The 16,791-nt window shown below is 40.0% G+C and carries 18 protein-coding genes; 1 reads left to right on the forward strand and 17 read right to left on the reverse strand.

Features of this window, described 5'->3' with window-relative positions:
- Window positions 1–13: 13 nt before the first annotated feature.
- The 15 genes from MWH30_RS03235 to MWH30_RS03305 form a co-directional block, all read right to left on the reverse strand.
- Window positions 14–985 carry an ROK family protein gene (locus MWH30_RS03235; RefSeq protein ID WP_248662611.1) on the reverse strand — a complete coding sequence of 324 codons (972 nt, stop codon included), beginning with the start codon at window positions 983–985 and terminating at the stop codon, window positions 14–16.
- Between the two features lie 17 nt (window positions 986–1,002).
- Window positions 1,003–2,049 carry a nicotinate phosphoribosyltransferase gene (locus MWH30_RS03240; protein ID WP_248662612.1) on the reverse strand — a complete coding sequence of 349 codons (1,047 nt, stop codon included), beginning with the start codon at window positions 2,047–2,049 and terminating at the stop codon, window positions 1,003–1,005.
- Window positions 2,050–2,370: 321 nt separating this feature from the next.
- Window positions 2,371–2,787, reverse strand: a complete 417-nt coding sequence (locus MWH30_RS03245; protein WP_248662655.1) for a GIY-YIG nuclease family protein — start codon at window positions 2,785–2,787, stop codon at window positions 2,371–2,373.
- A gap of 46 nt (window positions 2,788–2,833) precedes the next feature.
- Entirely contained in the window at window positions 2,834–3,880 is a 1,047-nt protein-coding gene (locus tag MWH30_RS03250; protein ID WP_248662613.1) for a DUF1786 domain-containing protein, read from the reverse strand.
- 109 nt (window positions 3,881–3,989) lie between these two features.
- On the reverse strand, window positions 3,990–5,402 hold the full coding sequence (locus MWH30_RS03255) for a phosphoglucomutase/phosphomannomutase family protein (RefSeq protein ID WP_248662614.1): 1,413 nt from the start codon (window positions 5,400–5,402) through the stop codon (window positions 3,990–3,992).
- Window positions 5,403–5,470: 68 nt separating this feature from the next.
- On the reverse strand, window positions 5,471–6,598 hold the full coding sequence (locus MWH30_RS03260) for a M24 family metallopeptidase (protein ID WP_248662615.1): 1,128 nt from the start codon (window positions 6,596–6,598) through the stop codon (window positions 5,471–5,473).
- Between the two features lie 355 nt (window positions 6,599–6,953).
- The gene (gene bshA / locus MWH30_RS03265) at window positions 6,954–8,075 is read right to left on the reverse strand and encodes an N-acetyl-alpha-D-glucosaminyl L-malate synthase BshA (RefSeq protein WP_248662616.1); all 1,122 of its coding nucleotides are present in this window, start codon (window positions 8,073–8,075) and stop codon (window positions 6,954–6,956) included.
- 1 nt (window position 8,076) lies between these two features.
- Window positions 8,077–8,787, reverse strand: a complete 711-nt coding sequence (bshB1, locus tag MWH30_RS03270) for a bacillithiol biosynthesis deacetylase BshB1 (protein WP_248662617.1) — start codon at window positions 8,785–8,787, stop codon at window positions 8,077–8,079.
- Window positions 8,777–10,408: a bacillithiol biosynthesis cysteine-adding enzyme BshC gene (bshC, locus tag MWH30_RS03275; RefSeq protein ID WP_248662618.1), complete on the reverse strand. Its 1,632-nt coding sequence runs from the start codon at window positions 10,406–10,408 to the stop codon at window positions 8,777–8,779. Before bshC ends, bshB1 begins: the two co-directional genes overlap by 11 nt.
- A 27-nt stretch (window positions 10,409–10,435) precedes the next feature.
- Window positions 10,436–11,458 (reverse strand): adenosine deaminase, encoded by a 1,023-nt coding sequence (gene add / locus MWH30_RS03280; protein WP_248662619.1) that lies wholly within the window; start codon window positions 11,456–11,458, stop codon window positions 10,436–10,438.
- Window positions 11,459–11,478: 20 nt separating this feature from the next.
- The gene (locus MWH30_RS03285) at window positions 11,479–12,285 is read right to left on the reverse strand and encodes a Cof-type HAD-IIB family hydrolase (RefSeq protein WP_248662620.1); all 807 of its coding nucleotides are present in this window, start codon (window positions 12,283–12,285) and stop codon (window positions 11,479–11,481) included.
- Window positions 12,286–12,433: 148 nt separating this feature from the next.
- Window positions 12,434–12,643: a heavy-metal-associated domain-containing protein gene (locus tag MWH30_RS03290; protein ID WP_248662621.1), complete on the reverse strand. Its 210-nt coding sequence runs from the start codon at window positions 12,641–12,643 to the stop codon at window positions 12,434–12,436.
- Window positions 12,636–13,112, reverse strand: a complete 477-nt coding sequence (locus tag MWH30_RS03295; protein ID WP_248662622.1) for a SoxR reducing system RseC family protein — start codon at window positions 13,110–13,112, stop codon at window positions 12,636–12,638. Before MWH30_RS03295 ends, MWH30_RS03290 begins: the two co-directional genes overlap by 8 nt.
- Window positions 13,113–13,145: 33 nt before the next feature.
- Window positions 13,146–13,421, reverse strand: a complete 276-nt coding sequence (locus MWH30_RS03300; RefSeq protein WP_248662623.1) for a metal-sensitive transcriptional regulator — start codon at window positions 13,419–13,421, stop codon at window positions 13,146–13,148.
- A 37-nt stretch (window positions 13,422–13,458) separates the two neighbouring features.
- Complete coding sequence (locus MWH30_RS03305; RefSeq protein ID WP_248662624.1) at window positions 13,459–14,232, reverse strand: hypothetical protein; 774 nt, start codon at window positions 14,230–14,232, stop codon at window positions 13,459–13,461.
- A gap of 215 nt (window positions 14,233–14,447) precedes the next feature.
- Here MWH30_RS03305 and MWH30_RS03310 point away from each other — a divergent pair, with 215 nt between their 5' ends.
- Window positions 14,448–14,642, forward strand: coding sequence for a hypothetical protein (locus tag MWH30_RS03310; RefSeq protein WP_248662625.1), 195 nt, complete (start codon window positions 14,448–14,450; stop codon window positions 14,640–14,642).
- 39 nt (window positions 14,643–14,681) lie between these two features.
- Here MWH30_RS03310 and MWH30_RS03315 read toward each other — a convergent pair whose 3' ends face one another.
- Window positions 14,682–14,873, reverse strand: coding sequence for a PspC domain-containing protein (locus tag MWH30_RS03315; protein WP_248662626.1), 192 nt, complete (start codon window positions 14,871–14,873; stop codon window positions 14,682–14,684).
- A 68-nt stretch (window positions 14,874–14,941) separates the two neighbouring features.
- Window positions 14,942–16,114 carry an N-acetylglucosamine-6-phosphate deacetylase gene (gene nagA, locus MWH30_RS03320; RefSeq protein WP_248662627.1) on the reverse strand — a complete coding sequence of 391 codons (1,173 nt, stop codon included), beginning with the start codon at window positions 16,112–16,114 and terminating at the stop codon, window positions 14,942–14,944.
- Between the last annotated feature and the right edge of the window lie 677 nt (window positions 16,115–16,791).

Consider the following 16,791-nt stretch of genomic DNA (forward strand, 5'->3'; position numbering starts at 1 on the left):
GTTACTAACTACCCTACTTTAAAATATCCAACTCTACTAAAGCCTTAGCTACTGCTCCTACAACTCCTATTTCCTCTTTTAACTCCGAAACTAAAATCTCCACTGCTGCTGCCGAATCCTCTAAAGCACGCCAACTGACTGTTTCCTTAATCGGTTCTACAATCATATCGCCAGCTTCGATAACTCCTCCACCCAAAATTATCAACTCAGGATTTAAGATATTAATTAAATTAGCTATGCCAATTCCTAAATAATTCGTTACTTCCTTTACTAACTCTTGAGCTACCTGGTCTCCAGCAGCGGCAGCCTCAGTTACTACTTGTCCATCAATATCCTCTATCTCTGCCGTTGACTGAGCAATTAAAGTATCTCTGCCGGCTCTTACTGCCTCCTGGCCTAAACGAGCTAAGGCAGTACCTGATGCTAAGGTCTCCCAACAACCTAAATTACCGCAATTACACTGAATAGCCGCTTGAGGATTGATAGTCATATGGCCTATTTCTCCGGCACTGTAATTAGCTCCACTATAAAGCTGGCGATTAATAATAATCCCGCCTCCAATTCCGGTACTGACGGTAATATAAATTAAGTTATCTACCTCTTGACCTGCTCCAAACCACTTCTCACCTAAAGCTGCTGCATTAGCATCGTTCTCAATCCAGACTGGTAAAGCTAATTTATCTGCTAATATATCTTTGATTGGGACCTGTTGCCAGTCTAAATTAGGAGCATGATAGACAATCCCTTCTTCAGCATTCAAAGGACCAGGACAGCCTACTCCTACTCCAGCTATAACCTTTTTATTCAGCTCAGTTTGAGCTAAAACATCTTCTATACTTTCAATTATTCTAGCTATCACTGCCTGCTGTCCCTCTTCAGCCTTAGTAGCTAACCTACTGTTAGCTAAGATATTACCCTCTAAATCTGCCACAGCAGTCAATATCTTAGTCCCACCTAAATCAACTCCAACTACATAATCACCCAATTCGGGCCCTCCTTGCACTAGATTAATCGTTTCAATCGCTCATTTTTAGTAATACCTGGAATTCTACCTCGTTTAGCTACTGGCTTTCCCCCTATCTCCTTAATATCCATAGTCATATTAATAGACTCAGCAGTAGAAATATAGCTTCCTACTCCAAAACCGCTCACTCCTAACTCTTTCAAGTTACTAATTCTTTCAGGAGTAATTCCCCCGGAAATAAAGAGGTTTACCTCTTCATAGCCAGCCTGATCCAGCCTAGCTCTAACCTCCTTAACTAAAGCAGGAGTTACGCCTCCTCTTTCCGAAGGAGTATCTAACCGTACTCCATCTAAACTCTCCTCTAATTCCGCTGCTAAACGCAAAGTTTCTTCAGCCTCGTCCTTAAAAGTATCAACTAAGATAATCCGTGGCTCTTCCGTTGGCATTATCTCATGATAAGTTTGAGCTACCTTTAAAGTATCGCCTGCTAACAGAATTAAGGCATGGGGTACTGTTCCCGAAGGTTCCTGACCAGCTAATTTAGCCCCCAAAATACAACTAGCTCCAGCTGCTCCACCTATAACTGCGGCCTTTTCCATTACTGGAGCTACTGCTGGATGAATATGACGAGCTCCAAAGCAGAGTACCGGTATCTCACCAGCTGCCTCCTTGCACTCTGCTGCTGCCGTAGCCCAACCGCTGGAACTAGCTAAGGTTCCTAAAATAGAAGTTTCAAAGATTCCAAAGTCATTATAACTGCCTTCAATTCTCAAAACTACCTCTTTCTGTTCCATATTACTTCCTTCAGCTAAACCCCAAACCTTAACCTCCTTATCGGCTAATAGATTAAGAGCTTCTTCAACTCCTGCTAAAACTCCTGCTCTACTAGCAAAAACCTCTGCCGTTACCTGTTGCTGACCTAAGTCTAACTCCTTTAAAACCTCCCTAGTCTTAATAAAGTAAACGTCAGTGGTTAAACCACGTTTAATCTCATCGTGATTAGCAGAGTACAACAGTCTGTCTGCTGACACAGATAGCTGTTTTACCTCTGCTAAGCTCTGCAGTTCTCCTTCCTGATCCGCCATTACTATCTTCCTTTCTATATAAAGTTATATAACACACTCACCTGCGTTAACTTAATACACATTTTTCTAGTTGATTTGCTCTTTTATAGATAGATTGTTGCACTGCGTGCAACAGTTATGAGTCTTGAGCTATGAGCCGTGAGCTAGTTCAAAACCATAAACCCAAATCAAAACCAAGTTCAAACCCCTAATATCAAGGGATTTTTATGATTTTTAGGTCTTATTTTTATGCTCTTGAATTAAGCTCATGAATCACAGCTCACGACTTATAGCTAAATTTGAACTTTATCTATCACTACTGGCACTAGCTCCGCGTCACCTCTATCCTTTATCATTTATCATCTGAATATAATAATCCTGATCTATTTTCGGTAACTGAGCTGAGTATAATAAATGGCTTTTACAGTTACAGTCACTAGCTCCAAAACCTAATACTGGAACTGCTAGCTCTTCTTGAATAGCCAGCTGCTTATGTAAACGACACTCAGCCTTTTTATCACCGGGCCAAACTAAAACCTTTACTACTTCAGCTACTTGCAACAGATAGTCTATATGCCAGTGTAACTTCTTATCTTTACTTTTATGGCGGGCTATCCGGGCCCGCAAAGCTCGCTGGGCTGTACCGGTATAGATATAGTATCCAGACTGAAAATGAAACTCCCCTAAGCTACCTATCTGTAGCTCTTTAGCCTTGTCCAAATAGATAATTAAATTATAAATTCCACTATCTAAGTCCATTTCCACACTAGCTCACCTCATTTATACACTTTAAAAATAATCTCCATCAGCTACTGATTAGTCCTTGCTCTTTAGCAGCAGCTACCAGACCAAAGCAGCCCGAAAGCATCATATCTCCGCACGGAACAGCTAAGTAGTAACCTAGTTCGGCTGCCAAATGTCGATTGGGCCCGGTTACAGCCACCAACCCAAAGTCCTGCTCAGTTAGTTCAGGATCTATATAGGCTCCATGGCCTCGGTCAGCATAGACCTCCTGATTACTTAACTCCTTGCTCTGTAGCCGATTAATATAGTCAACTAATTTCTCGCTAGTCATCAAAGAAGTATGATGTTCAAAAAGTCCTCGCACTCGATTTCCTTTAACCAAAATACCTAAAGTATGTAAATTACCGATATTAACTACCACTACTCCCTGCTCTTGTTGAGCTGCTACTTGTGGATCACACAAGGCACCGCGAATAGCTGCCGCTCCAGTATCCATCAATAGGGCCCCCGGAGCTAAACTCTGTGCGGCTTTCATCCTAGTCAGATAATCAGGGATCTCCAAATAACTGAGTTCTGCCAGCTCTCCTCCACCTTCTACAAAACTCTGCCAATGCTCAAATCTAAACTGGCGATCACTTCCGCCTAAGTTTTCACCGTGATCCTGAACAGCTAAAGCATATTCATCCGGCAGTTCAACTCCAAAACCAGCCAAAGAGTCTGCTAATAGTTCTAAATCTACATCGCCAAAGCTAACCTCTCGATAATCACCCGCCGGAGGCTCTTCCACTATCTCAACCCCTAGCTCTCTTACCAGCTCCAAATTATCCTTGATAGTCTTAGCTGCATTAGCTTGAGCATAGACTTGATAGCCAGCCTCCAAATGCTTTTGAATAGCCTTTTTATTGGCTCCTCCCCCCATCAGTCGACCACTGATAAAGAGATCCTGACCTTGTTCTGTAGCCTCTTTAATCTCTGCCGCCTTAATCACCGTTGGGGAAGGTAAAACTAACTTAACACAGTTTTCAATAGGCTGACCGGCTTCATAAAGCAAAATATCTTGAGTTCCAGCACCTACATCTATAGCTAATAATCTTTGGGCAGTTTTCATTTGTAGACTCCTTTCCTGAGTATATTATTCAGGATTAACCTTGAAGTATCCTCCTTTTCACCTTCATTAAATCTTAAATCCCCTATCCAGAGGATAGAGGATTCTAAAATTAAATATCTAGCTCAGCCCGTACATCATTTTGAATCCTTTCCATCAATTTACGATCGGAGGTCTCCACATAAATCCTAATTACTGGCTCAGTCCCTGAAGGACGCATCAAACACCAGCTACCGTCCTCTAAAACCAACTTCATGCCGTCCTTATCTATTCTCTTGACAATCTTCTGCCCAGCTATCTCTTCCCCAGCAAAGTTTTCAATTTTATCCACTACCTCTGCCTTTTCCTCAGGCCTACACTCCAAATCCAATCTCTCGCTAAGCAGCTTACCGTACTTATTTTCAACCTCTTTCAAAATCTGCGAAAGCTGCTTACCTTTACTTAAGACCATCTCAATGATTAAACAACAGGCTAAAAGTCCATCCTTTTCTGGAATATGACCTTTGATACTCAAGCCTCCACTCTCTTCGCCACCGATAATAATATCCTTTTCCAGCATAGCATTACCGATATACTTAAAACCAACCGGAGTTTCATAGACCTCAAAGCCTTTTTCTTGAGCCATCTTATCCAGCATATGAGTAGTAGCTACCGTACGAACTACATCGCCGCTTAAACCTCGCTCCTCCAATAGGTGATCTAACAATAAGAAGAGAATCTGATTCGGTACTAGGTACTCTCCCTTTTCAGTAATAATCCCAAAGCGGTCAGCATCACCATCCAAAGCTAAGCCTAAATTAAAGTCTTCTTTCTTCACTCTATCTATCAATTCCGGTAGATGGGAAGCCATAGGTTCAGGCATTCTCCCCCCAAAGAAAGGATCACGCTGATTATGCATTTCCTCTATCTCAATTCCCAAAGGCTCCAAAATCTCACTTAAATAACCGATTCCCGCCCCATACATTGGGTCTGCTAAAACCTTTAGTTTTTTATCCTTAGCCGCTGATAGATCAATTATTTCATTTAAATGTTCCAAATAAGCCGGTTTAGGATTGAACTTTTGCATCTTTTCTTCTGCTTCCTGATAGCTACAGCGCTTAATATTATCATTCTGTTGCACCTTAGCTACCTCTTCTTCAATCTGATCAGTAATCTCAGGCATAGCCGGGCCCGCATACTCTGGAATAAACTTAATTCCATTATAAGTAGGTGGATTATGACTAGCCGTTAACATCAAAGCACCATCCAGGTTCTGATCCTGAATTGCAAAGGCTGTCACTGGAGTCGGCAGCGGTGTCTCAGCCACCATTACTTCAATCCCATTACCAATTAAAACCTTAGCCGCTACTTCCGCAAACTCCTCTGCTAAAAAGCGATTATCATAACCGATAAAGATTCCATTATCGGTCTTATCGTGATCCTCTAAGTAATTAACTATTGCCTGTACTACTATCTCCAAGTTAGCAAAAGTAAAATCATCGGCCATCACTGCTCTCCAACCATCAGTTCCAAACTTGATTGCCATTTGAAATCCCTCCTAAGTATTTTTAAAAAACACACCTTATATTTTATCCCAACCTAAAGAAAATTATGCTAAAGGATCATCGCTTCAGGCCGTATCAACTTACGCCCTTCAATAACATAACTCCGGTGTGGCCATTCCGAATCCATAGTAATTAACTCCGGGCCCTCAGCAGTAGCCACCACTGTGTCTTCCAGTTTTAAGCCTGGTAAAGCAGGAGACCAAGCCACAGGTTGATTTTCCGCTATCTTTTTATCGCTAGCAGCAGTTACCAAGTAGTCTCTAACTGTATAACCTAGGGCCCCACCGTGATCACTAAGCTCCCATTCATCATCATAGCCTAGCTCCTTATACTTAGCAACCACTTCCTTAAACAGCTCTGCTACCTCTCTTTCCACCTCAGTACCAGCTAAATAGAGTTTTTCCAATTCAAAAAGATCATCAAAGCGCTCCACCAACTGATAAGGCAGACTACCAAAGGAAACTAAGCGGGTTAAACTAACTATCAAACCCTCACACTGAGCAGCAAGGCTAATTATAACTCTATTATTAGCTCTCTTATCAGTAGGCTGGGGATGCCCATACTTAGTAATCCGCTCATCAGCAGCCACAAGCAAAGAAACAGGAGTAATTCCCACGCTCCACAGCTCCTTAGCTAGCAAACCAGCTACTTCATGCTCACTAATCCCCGGTTCCAACTGCTGACAGGTAGCTGTCATTATTTGGCCCACCTTTTGGCCAATATCCTTATATTTAGCCAGTTCAGACTCAGTTAAAGAGTAGCGTAGTTCAGCTAACTCTGGGCCCACATACCTTACTCCTTTAGAAGGTAAATCAGAGCCGAGCTTTAGACCTGAAGTTAAATTATCCACTGTTCTATGTTCATGCCACTTCCGCTTGAGAAAAGTAAACTCCTGATTAAAGACCTCTTCTTCGCGCAAACGCTGTTCTTCTAAATTATTAGTCAAAATATACTTATCACCTTTAGTGATTAATATCTCTGCTGCTCCAGTTTCTTGATTGTTAGTTAGTTTATTATTACCTCCCGCAGTCAACCAAGCAAAGTTATAGTTCTTACCAATGATAACCCCATCTAACTGCTCTTCCACTAAAAAGTTTCTAATTCTTTCTTCTTTAATCTGAATCTCTTCAGCTAATTCTTCTAGAGTTCTTTTATTTTGATGTCGATAGATACTCATTTTAATAACACCCCTTTCTATAGTTAATAATTAATTAACAAACTCCTTAATTAAACTTAATATTAAGTTCAAAAGATAAATGATAGAAAATAGAGAATAGATAAAAGCATAAGTTCAAGAAATAAAGTTCAAATTCTATTAGACGCAGACTAAAGTCCGACTAAGTTCAGACTAAAATATTAGTACATTAAGAACCTAAAATATTTAATTTGTTTATTATTTAATCTTATACGCTTTAGTCAGATTTTTGTCAGAACTTAGTCAGCGTCAAATTGCTTTTGAATTTGACTTTGAACTTCAACTCTACACTATACACTAAGCAATGCATTAACATAGTTTCAACTAGCATAATAGATTAATTATTAACTAACTTCCGATAATAATTCTCATACTGAGTAACAATCTGCTCCGCATTAAACTTCCTAACTACCCAATGACGAGCATTTTGAGCAGTTTCACTCTGCAACTCCTGATTCTGCAATAGCTCTATCCCATAACTCGCCATTTCTGCTATTGCTCCCGGCGGAGCTAAAAAGCCGGTCACCCCATCCTTAACCACTTCCGGCAGCCCTCCAGTCCGACTAGCAATCACCGGCACTCGACAGGCCATAGCCTCTACAGCTACTAACCCAAAACTTTCTTTAGCCGAAGGTAGTAAGAATAAATCTGCGCTGGAAAGTAAGGAAATCACATTATCCTGTTTACCCAAAAAGTAAACTCGCTCCTCTAAACCTAACTTATTTACCAACCCCTTAGCTTTATGTCGCTGTGGCCCATCACCTACTAAAAGCAGATTACTCTTAACCTCCCGATTGATCTGAGCAAAGATCTCAATTACATCGGGAATATTCTTCACCTCTCGAAAGTTGGAAATATGGATAATATTTTTTTCCTTTCCTCGATTCCAGCTAAACTTTTGTTCAGCTGTACCGCGACAGTATTCTTTAGTATCTATAAAGTTATAAATAGCTTCGATCCGCGAAGGAGCTATGCCAAAAGTCTCAATAGTATTCTGCTTTAAACTCTCCGAAACAGTAGTAATCCCATCGCTAGCCTCAATGCTAAACTTAGTAATTTTTTCAAAGGAACTATTCTTACCTACTAAGGTAATATCAGTTCCATGTAAAGTTGTAACTACCTTAACCCTGCTTTGCTCTTTAATTGTACTAGCTAAAAAAGCTGCTAAAGAATGAGGAATAGCATAATGGGCGTGAATTATCTCTAGCCCCTCCTGAGCAATTAACTCCACAATCTTATTAGTTAAGGCCAAAGAATAGGGTAGATACTTAAAGAGTGGATAAGAAGGAATATCTACTTCATGGAAATATAAGTTTTCATAGTATTGGTCTAATCTAAAAGGTTGTTCATAGCTAATAAAATGAATCTCGTGCCCCCGCTGGGCTAACTGCTTGCCCAACTCAGTAGCTACCACTCCGCTACCTCCATAAGAAGGATAACAAACTATCCCAATCTTCATTTTAAACACCACCCTCTAAGCTCAATAAATCCTTTAACTCTAGCATCTGCTTATACTTAAATCCTTCGGCATATTTCGACTTAATTAAAGAACCTAAATATCTAAATCTAGACTCTAATTGATTAATAAAACTGGAATCGTTTAATACTGTTTTAAAATCCTCTTTCGGACTATAATTAAACTGCGAACTATGAGCAAATAAAGCCTCCATTTTTTGTTGATACTGCTCAGAAATATCTATTGCAAAGTCAACTTCCTCTATCTCTGAGAGAAAATAATAAACTAGTGCTTGGGGACGATAAGGAGCACCCCTACCAGGAAAGTTTTTCAAACCAGCTTTGTGGCAAGCTTCAGTGACTAAACGACTAGCTTGTTCATGATCAGGATGACGATCCCTCCAGTAGGGAGCTAATACCACCTGCGGCCGATAACTCCTAATCACTTCCACCACTGCTTCCACATACTCTTCCTTAACTCTTAATCTGCTATCAGGCAACCCCAAACAGTCTCTAAACTCTAGCTCCATAATTTCAGCCGCTGCTTGAGCCTCTTGACTCCTAATTTCAGCGGTTCCATTACTACCCATCTCTCCGGCAGTTAGATCAACAACTGCTGTCTTATGGCCTGCTTGAGCATGATTAATTAAAACTCCCCCAGCTCCAATCTCTACATCATCGGGATGAGCACCAAAGGCTAATAAATCAATCTTCATTGCTATCAACACCTTCGTAAAAAAACAGTCTATGTTCAAGAATATCTAAATCAAAATAGTTTACTAATTCATTAATCAAGCTCCGACTATACTTAAATAAATAGGGAAAGATATTCAAAACTCGTTCCTGTAACTTATCTTGGGGGAGTAAGTTTCGCTGCAACTTCTTAAACTGTCTCACTAAAACTTCACTATTTCGTTTATGAAACTGTTTAGCCTTTTCCTCCAAATAATCAACTTCAGCTAAGATTCTCTCTAAGTTCTGCTCTCCTAGCTTTTCCAAGTTTTGATCTATTTTTTTGAGTTTTGGAATTACCTGATCGTACTCCTTGCTAAATCTTTTTTTAATCTGTTCAAAGGTACGTGGAATATTCAATTCATCTCGAGCAGCTAATTCTTTCTCTAATGCTTGTTTTAAATTATTGGCTAAGATAACCTCTTTTCCTAAATCATACTTATCTAGATAATCAGCAATTCTAGACTCCACAATAGTAATGCTCTGGCGCGGATATAATAGCGGCATCTCCAAATTAAGCTCACTATATAAGCTCTTCAGTTGAGCATGATAAGCTATTTCTCCGGGCCCGCCCACATAGGCCAGAGTAGGTAGTAAATACTCCTGCACCAGCGGCCGAGCCAAGACATTAGGACTGAAACGACTAGGCTCCTCTTCAATCAAAGCCAACAGCTCCTGGCGACTAGCTTCAAAACGGCGATTGCGAGTAGCAAAGCCCTCACCATCTTTCAGCAATGCATTTCTTTCTCCCTCAATATAGATAAAAAGCTGGGTGTTTTCAGCTTCCTTATCCACCTGTAGCGAATAACCCTGCGCTAATAAAGCTTGATTAGTAGCAGTCAAGCTTTCAACCAGCGCTGACTGAGAATTAATCAGCCGACGGTAGATCTCAGTACTCAACTCTCTAACTTCCGCTAACAATGGATCAAAAATAACCAATCCGTAATCTGCAAAAAGATAAAGCATCGTGCTAGCAAAAAAATCAGCTAAGGTGCTAGACTCTGCTGCCATCTCCTTTAGGGCAGCCACAATATCTGCTCTGAACTCCGTAGCATAAGTCTCAGCCACTAATTGATCTATTAACTCTTCAAGCTGCTCTTCTACCTTAAAGTGACCTACCGAAATAGACTCACTCTTCGGCTGCCCAGCTAACTCCAACTTCCTAAGTTGATTATCGTTATTGAGCAGCTGTAAATGATTAACCTCTTGATAGTCATGGTCCTCACTGGCTACCCAAAAGATAGGCACCGTCGGCTGACCAGTAATTTCAGTAGCTCTGCGGGCCAATAAAATAGCAGTTATAGCCTTATAGACTGTATAAAGCGGGCCCGTCAAAACTCCCGCCTGCTGACCAGTAACTACCGCTTGCGTCTCTGCTTTTCTTAGTAATTCAATATTTTCTAAAGTCTTGACCCCAGCATCCAGCTGAGCATTATAGTCCGCTAAAGCAGAACATAACTTCTCTCTAGACTGGTTATAATTGCTATTTAAATAATGGCTCCTTTTTTTAAAGGATTCCTGAGAATAAGGATTATATTCATAAAATTCAGCTACCTCTACAAAATCTAATAGATAATCACTATATAATTTATTACTAATAAACAACTTCCATTCACACTCCCTAGAATTAACTTAATCTAAAGCAGCAAACTCTGCTTTGAACTCCTCCAGCAGCTCTTCTTGTTCCTCCTTGGAAATAAAGGCTGCTTTAACCCCATTTAAAATCAACTCCTTAATATCGGCTAAACTAAAGTCCAGCCTTTGCTGTAACTTTAAATACTCCTCGGTTAAAGTTGTATTAGAAACAGTTCTATTATCGGTATTAACCGTCACTGGAACTCCCTCTTGATAGTACTCCTTAATCGGGTGCTCGCCTAAACTATCAACTACTCCGGTATGTACATTGCTGCTAGGACAAACTTCCAAAGCAATCTCCTTTTCCTTAATAATCTCTAAAGTTTCCTCATCTTCGCCAGCCCTAATTCCGTGCCCAATTCTTTGCGCCTGCAAAAAATCAATAGCCTTTCTGACACTTTCAACTCCAGCAGCCTCGCCTGCATGAACAGTTCTATGCAAACCACCACCCTTAGCTAGACAGAAAGCCTGCTCGTGTTCCTCGGGCGGAAAGTTAGCCTCATCACCAGCCAAATCTAAAGCTACTACTCCTTCTGTTAAGTAGTCCAAAGCTAACTGAGCAACTTTAGTACTTTGAGCCGGGTCCTGATTACGCATACAACAAAGAATAACTCTAGACTGAACACCATAGTCCTCCTCTGCCCGCTGCAAAGCAGCTAATACTGTTTCCACTACCTCTTCTTTACTCAGCTCTGCAGTCAACAATAAAGGAGCAAATCTTAACTCCAAATACCTAACATTTTCACTAGCCACATCCTCTACTAATTCATAGGCTACTCTGCTGATAGCCTTTTTACTCTGCATTATCTTTACCGGTAGCTCAAATTTCTGCAAATACTCTTCTAAGCTACTACTCCAGTTGCTATTAACCTGTAAATGACTTTTCAAATCCTCTATCATCTCAGCAGGCAGTTCTATTCCCTGTTCAGCAGCCAGTTCCTTTACCGTCTTGGCCCTCAAAGAGCCATCCAGATGAAGATGTAGCTCTACTTTAGGCAACTTTCTAAGCAGTTCTTTCATTTTAAACCTCCTATTACAGTCTATCTAAGTATAAACTTTTTAATCACTTCAGCCACACCATTTTCCTCATTAGAGGCAGTAATATAATCAGCTTCTTCTTTCAATTCTGGGTTAGCATTGGCTACAGCTACCCCCAAACCTGCCTCTTTAATCATTTCCAAATCGTTTAAACTATCACCAATAGCTATCACTTCTTTATAGTCAATCCCTAAATCACGAGCTAAATCCAACAAAGCCACTCCCTTAGAAACGCCTGCTTGCATAATCTCCACAAATCTATCCTTAGACTTGGTAACACTTAACCGCTCAGCAAATACTTCTTGTAACTTCAAGTTAATCTGTCTAGCCTCTTCAAAATCCTTAGCTAAAACCAACAGTTTAGTAGGAGCTGTAGTCAAAAAGTCCGCCAATGCTCCCTCAATTAAGGTAGCTTTGATTCCGGCAATCTGCTCATACTCCTTAACTTCAACTCCCATCTTATTTACATATAGTTGATCGTCCTGATATATATTCAAATGCCAGTCTTCACTTGCAGCCAAGGTAGCTACTTGCTGAGCCAGCTCTAAAGAAATAGGCTGATGCTTAAAAACCTCTTTAGAAACGGGGCTTTTAACTAAAGCACCATTATAAGTGATAATAGGAGCCTGCAACTCTAGCTGTTGAGCATAAGGAAGGGCCGAAGAGTACATTCGACCAGTAGCTAAAGTAACTTCTACTCCCTGAGTAATAGCCGCCTGTATAGTCTGCTTTATTTCGCTAGTTAAGACCAGTTCATCGGATAAAAGGGTATCATCTATATCTATAGCCAATAGTTTATAATCTGTCATTTATATACCTCCAAACTTCCAGAGTAATGGTTAACTTTTTATCACTGGTATTTATTCTACTTCTACAGTCAAGATTTAATCTCCTTGTTAAAAAGGAATTATATAGCAATAGGCTATTTTCCTAGGAAAATAGCCTATTGCTAACTCTTTATTCTACTTGATAGGGCCCGGCTTCTTCAATCGCTTGCTCAATTTCTGCTAACCCCACCGTCGCTGCTTCAAAATCAACCTTTACCAGTTCAGAATCTAAATCAACCTCCACTGCTTCTACTCCTGATAAAGCACTTACCGCTTCTTCTACAGCTCCTTTACAGTGTCCACAAGACATTCCTGTTACTTTAAGCTCCTCTTTACTCATTTTTGAAGCCTCCCTTTTTATTCGCTTTTTCAATATCGGCAAAGGTAACATCCACTACTCTCTTAATAACTGGCTGGTGCTTACCTTCTTCTTTACCGCGCTTTCCATACTCTCTAGCTAAAATAAAGGAAGCCATTAAAAAGGCAATCCCTACCCCAGCCCCTACTAATTCTGCATCTCCCCAAGCTAGGCTAGTACTTAAACTACTGCCTACAAAATAACCGATAAAAAAGCCTAGTAAAGGCACTAAATAAACCATAAATACTGCTCCCATCATCTTTTGATCAGCAATTTCAACCTTTACCATCTGTCCCGGCTTAGCTCCGATAGGATTGCGGGCCCTAACCCTTAAATCTTTTTTACTTCCAGTTTCTAAGCAGCCTCCACAGTCATCACAGCTAGCATGACGTCTAACCTCAAGTACTGCTTCTTCTCCCTCAAGATCTAGCACTTTAGCGTACTCTTTCATAGTTCCCCTCCTCGAAACATTTATCTCGAAATTTTAATCTGTAAATTTAAAAATAACTTCCATTAACTCATCAATAATCTCATCACCGTCTTCCTCCTGAGCTACGGCTTCTCGTACACAACCATGAGTATGATCAGCCAAAATAGACATCCCTACCTTATTTAAAGCTGCTCGCGCCGCAGCAATTTGAGTCAAAACCTCAACACAGTACTTATCTTCATCAACCATCCTTTGAATTCCTCTAATCTGTCCTTCAATCCTTTTTAATCTATTAATTAATTCCTCTCGTTCCTTACTATAGGAACTCATCATCTTCTCCCCCTAGCTATTATTTTAATGCATCTTATTAAAATCCAAAACTAAAACGCAGACTAAAAACTGGAGCTCTAAAATCATCTATTGCTACGCTTTGACTATAGCCTGCCGTCTCCCAACCAGAGCTATGAGTAATTAAGTAGCCTAAAGATAAATCAAAACCTACTAAGCTACTAATTTGACGATGAAAATTAATCCCTGGTTGAAATGCCAAAAAAGATTTAGTATAATAGCCAATTTTTTCAGCCCCTTTTTCAGGAATTTTCATCAAAGTAGCATCTCCTTTACCTAACAAAACTCCCCAGGCCAAATCATTATTTTCAGTAGTATAGAAGGCTTTTTCATATAAAAACCCACTATAACCTACTTCTAAATTAACTCTGGCCCCATCATCACCAGTAGAGACCTCTTCACCACTCAGTCTATGATAAGCAAAGCGGCTCCCCTTTCTACTGCCAGCTATCAACCCAAAACCTGATAAAAATAAATCCTCACCTACAGCTTTATAATCAACGTCATTTTCAGCTAATTCGGTATTTAGATCGCTAAGATCTAGCTTTAACAGAGCAAACTGCGGGCCCATATTAAAACGCAAATCAACATTACTTTTAAATTCATCTACATCAAAATCTAGTTCATCTAAATCCAACTCTTCCCTTTCCGAAGCACCTTCTTCCTCTAAGCGATAATCTTCCACATCAATTATAATTTCTTCCTCATTTTCCTGCTGCTCATTAGCCCAACCAACAGATGTTAACAACAAGCAACTTAAAACTAAGCAAAACACCACCAGTCTTTTATTCATCAATATTCAACCCCTTAGTCTAATTTATCCAAACTATCAATTATGTAGAAGTTTCTATTTTTCTTTTATTATAACATAATTAATTAACTTTAACCAGACCTGCTAATATGAACTTATTGTGACCTTAATAAATTTTCAGTTGAATCAGAATACTACTATCAAAAGGAGGAATCAAAATCTTTAAACAGATAGAACAGCATATGAAATTCGGCGGGATGAAAGTAAGAAACGAAGTCCCTATTGAAGAAATAAACGACTTTATCCTCAATCTACCTGAAGATAAAAGAGATAGCTGGGCTGAAGTTACGGAAATTTTAAAAGAAGAAGGCTTAATTAGTATGGAGGATGATTTCAGTACTATCGATGATGAAATGTTAGACGCTCAGGTAGAAGAAAACCGCAGAATATAGCCTTAAACTTCAAGAGTAAGCCCCTCTAATTGATGGGGCCTACTCTTCTTTGGGCATAATAATCCAAGCCAAAATATAAACTAGTACTCCCGTACCTAAACTAATCACCATCAGCCCCCAGAATAAACGAACTATAGTAGAATCAATTCCAAAATATTCAGCTAAGCCTCCACAGATACCAGCAATCTTTTTATCATCACGCGAACGACGTAGCTTTTTACCAGGATACATAACAAATCCTCTCCTTAAATTATCGTCTTTACTGTACTATATTCAACAAGTTCCAAGGCAGTTCCTTTTTAAAACAGACTATTATAGACCACTCTTCCTTCTAAAAGGGTTAGCTTAATATCAAAGTCTTGATCAAAAATTACTAAATCAGCATCCTTACCTTTACTCAAGCTCCCCTTTTGACTCGCTATCCCCAAACTACGAGCCGGATTCAAAGTAACTAGCTTAACCGCTTCAACTAAGTTAAGTTTTGTCATAGCAACTATATTCCTCAACGCCTCCCTCAGAGTCAAAAGGCTTCCGGCTAAAGCACCAGACTGTAAGCGAGCTACTCCTGATTTTACCTGCACCTCTAGATCACCTAAATTATAATTTCCATCCCCTAAGCCAGTAGCTGAAATAGAGTCCGTAACTAAAATAATCTTTTCCAAATCCTTTGCTTTTAATACCAAATCCACAGCTCCCCAATGCAGATGTTGACCATCAACTATCAACTCTACACTTACTCCCGGAGTATTTAGACAGGCTCCCGCCGGGCCCGGCTGCCGATGATGAAAGCCAGCCATTCCGTTAAAAAGATGAGTACCCTGACTTACTCCCCAATCTATTGCCTGCTGCAGTTCCCTATAGCTAGCTGCTGTATGTCCAGCCGCCACCACTACTCCTGCTTCTTGAGCATGCTTAATTAACTCTGCCGCTCCTTCCAATTCAGGAGCTAAAGTTAAAAGTTTCAGCTTAGCACCTAATATTTGCTGCCAAGCTTTAAACTCCTCTAGGTCAGGTGTTCGCAAATGAACTTGGCAGTGAGCTCCGCGTTGTTGGTAGTTAAGATAGGGCCCTTCCAAATGAACTCCCCATAAATTAGCTTTAGCTGTTGAACTTTTCATATAATCAGCCACTGTCTGACAGGTTTCTTTCAACTTCTCTGGACTAGCCGTCAAAGTAGTAGCTAAAAATCCAGTTACTCCCTGACTAAACTTATACTCAGCCATTTTATCCAAAGCCTGAGCTTCAGCCTCCATCACCGAAGCTCCTCCACCGCCATGAGTATGAAGGTCAATAAAGCCGGGGACTATATAATTTCCCTTAGCATCTATTGCTCTTTCTAAATCAGCCTTTCGATAAGTACCGCTGCCTACTTCAACTATTTTTCCCGCTTTCACTTTTACAAAGCCTTTTTTAATTACTTCTCTTCTAGTAATTACTGCACCGTTATAGATGGTCAGAAAGTTCGAGTTCATAAGTTGCTTCTCCTTTTAAGTAATATTGGTATAATGTTTTGTTCAAATGATAGAGGACAGAGGATAGATAAGTTCAAAAGATTAAAAGCTATTGGACACAGCGCCCTGAAGTAAGCTGGTTTTTGCTTACTGAGGAAGTACTCTTGGGGTGACTAAAATCTGACTAAGTTCTGACTAAATATTAAGAAATAAGTTCAAAAGCATAGTTTAGCTATTAGAATATTGGTATATTGTCTCGTTGGTGTGGAAGGCCAAACAGATGTTTCCAAAGTAATGGTTAGCTTCGCGTCACACATAGAAAAAATTATTTGATGCTTCTAGAACTCATCTCCACTAAAATAAGAGCAAGCTAATTTTAATTAGAAAAATTAGCTAAAATAGCTCTTATTTTAGCTCCGATTCGTTAAGAAGTATTGACAAATAATTTTTAATATCGCTTAGAAACACCTGTTTGGCTGTGCTGATAACGAAATAACTATCTTAACCTACAAGTTGATATGTTTCAAAGAGCGACTCTGAGAATAGCCCGGAGGCAAGGATGCCGGGAGGGCTATTCTCGAGAGTGAAGAAGGCAGGACGCCGACTGAACGGCAAGTGGTTGAAACATATCAACTAGCTCAGGCTCCCGATAATAGCTATATATCGGGAATGAAACAATAGAACAATAATGTTTTACT

Origin of the sequence: Fuchsiella alkaliacetigena, assembly GCF_023227765.1 — a bacterium.
Lineage (GTDB): Bacteria > Bacillota > Halanaerobiia > Halobacteroidales > Acetohalobiaceae > Fuchsiella > Fuchsiella alkaliacetigena.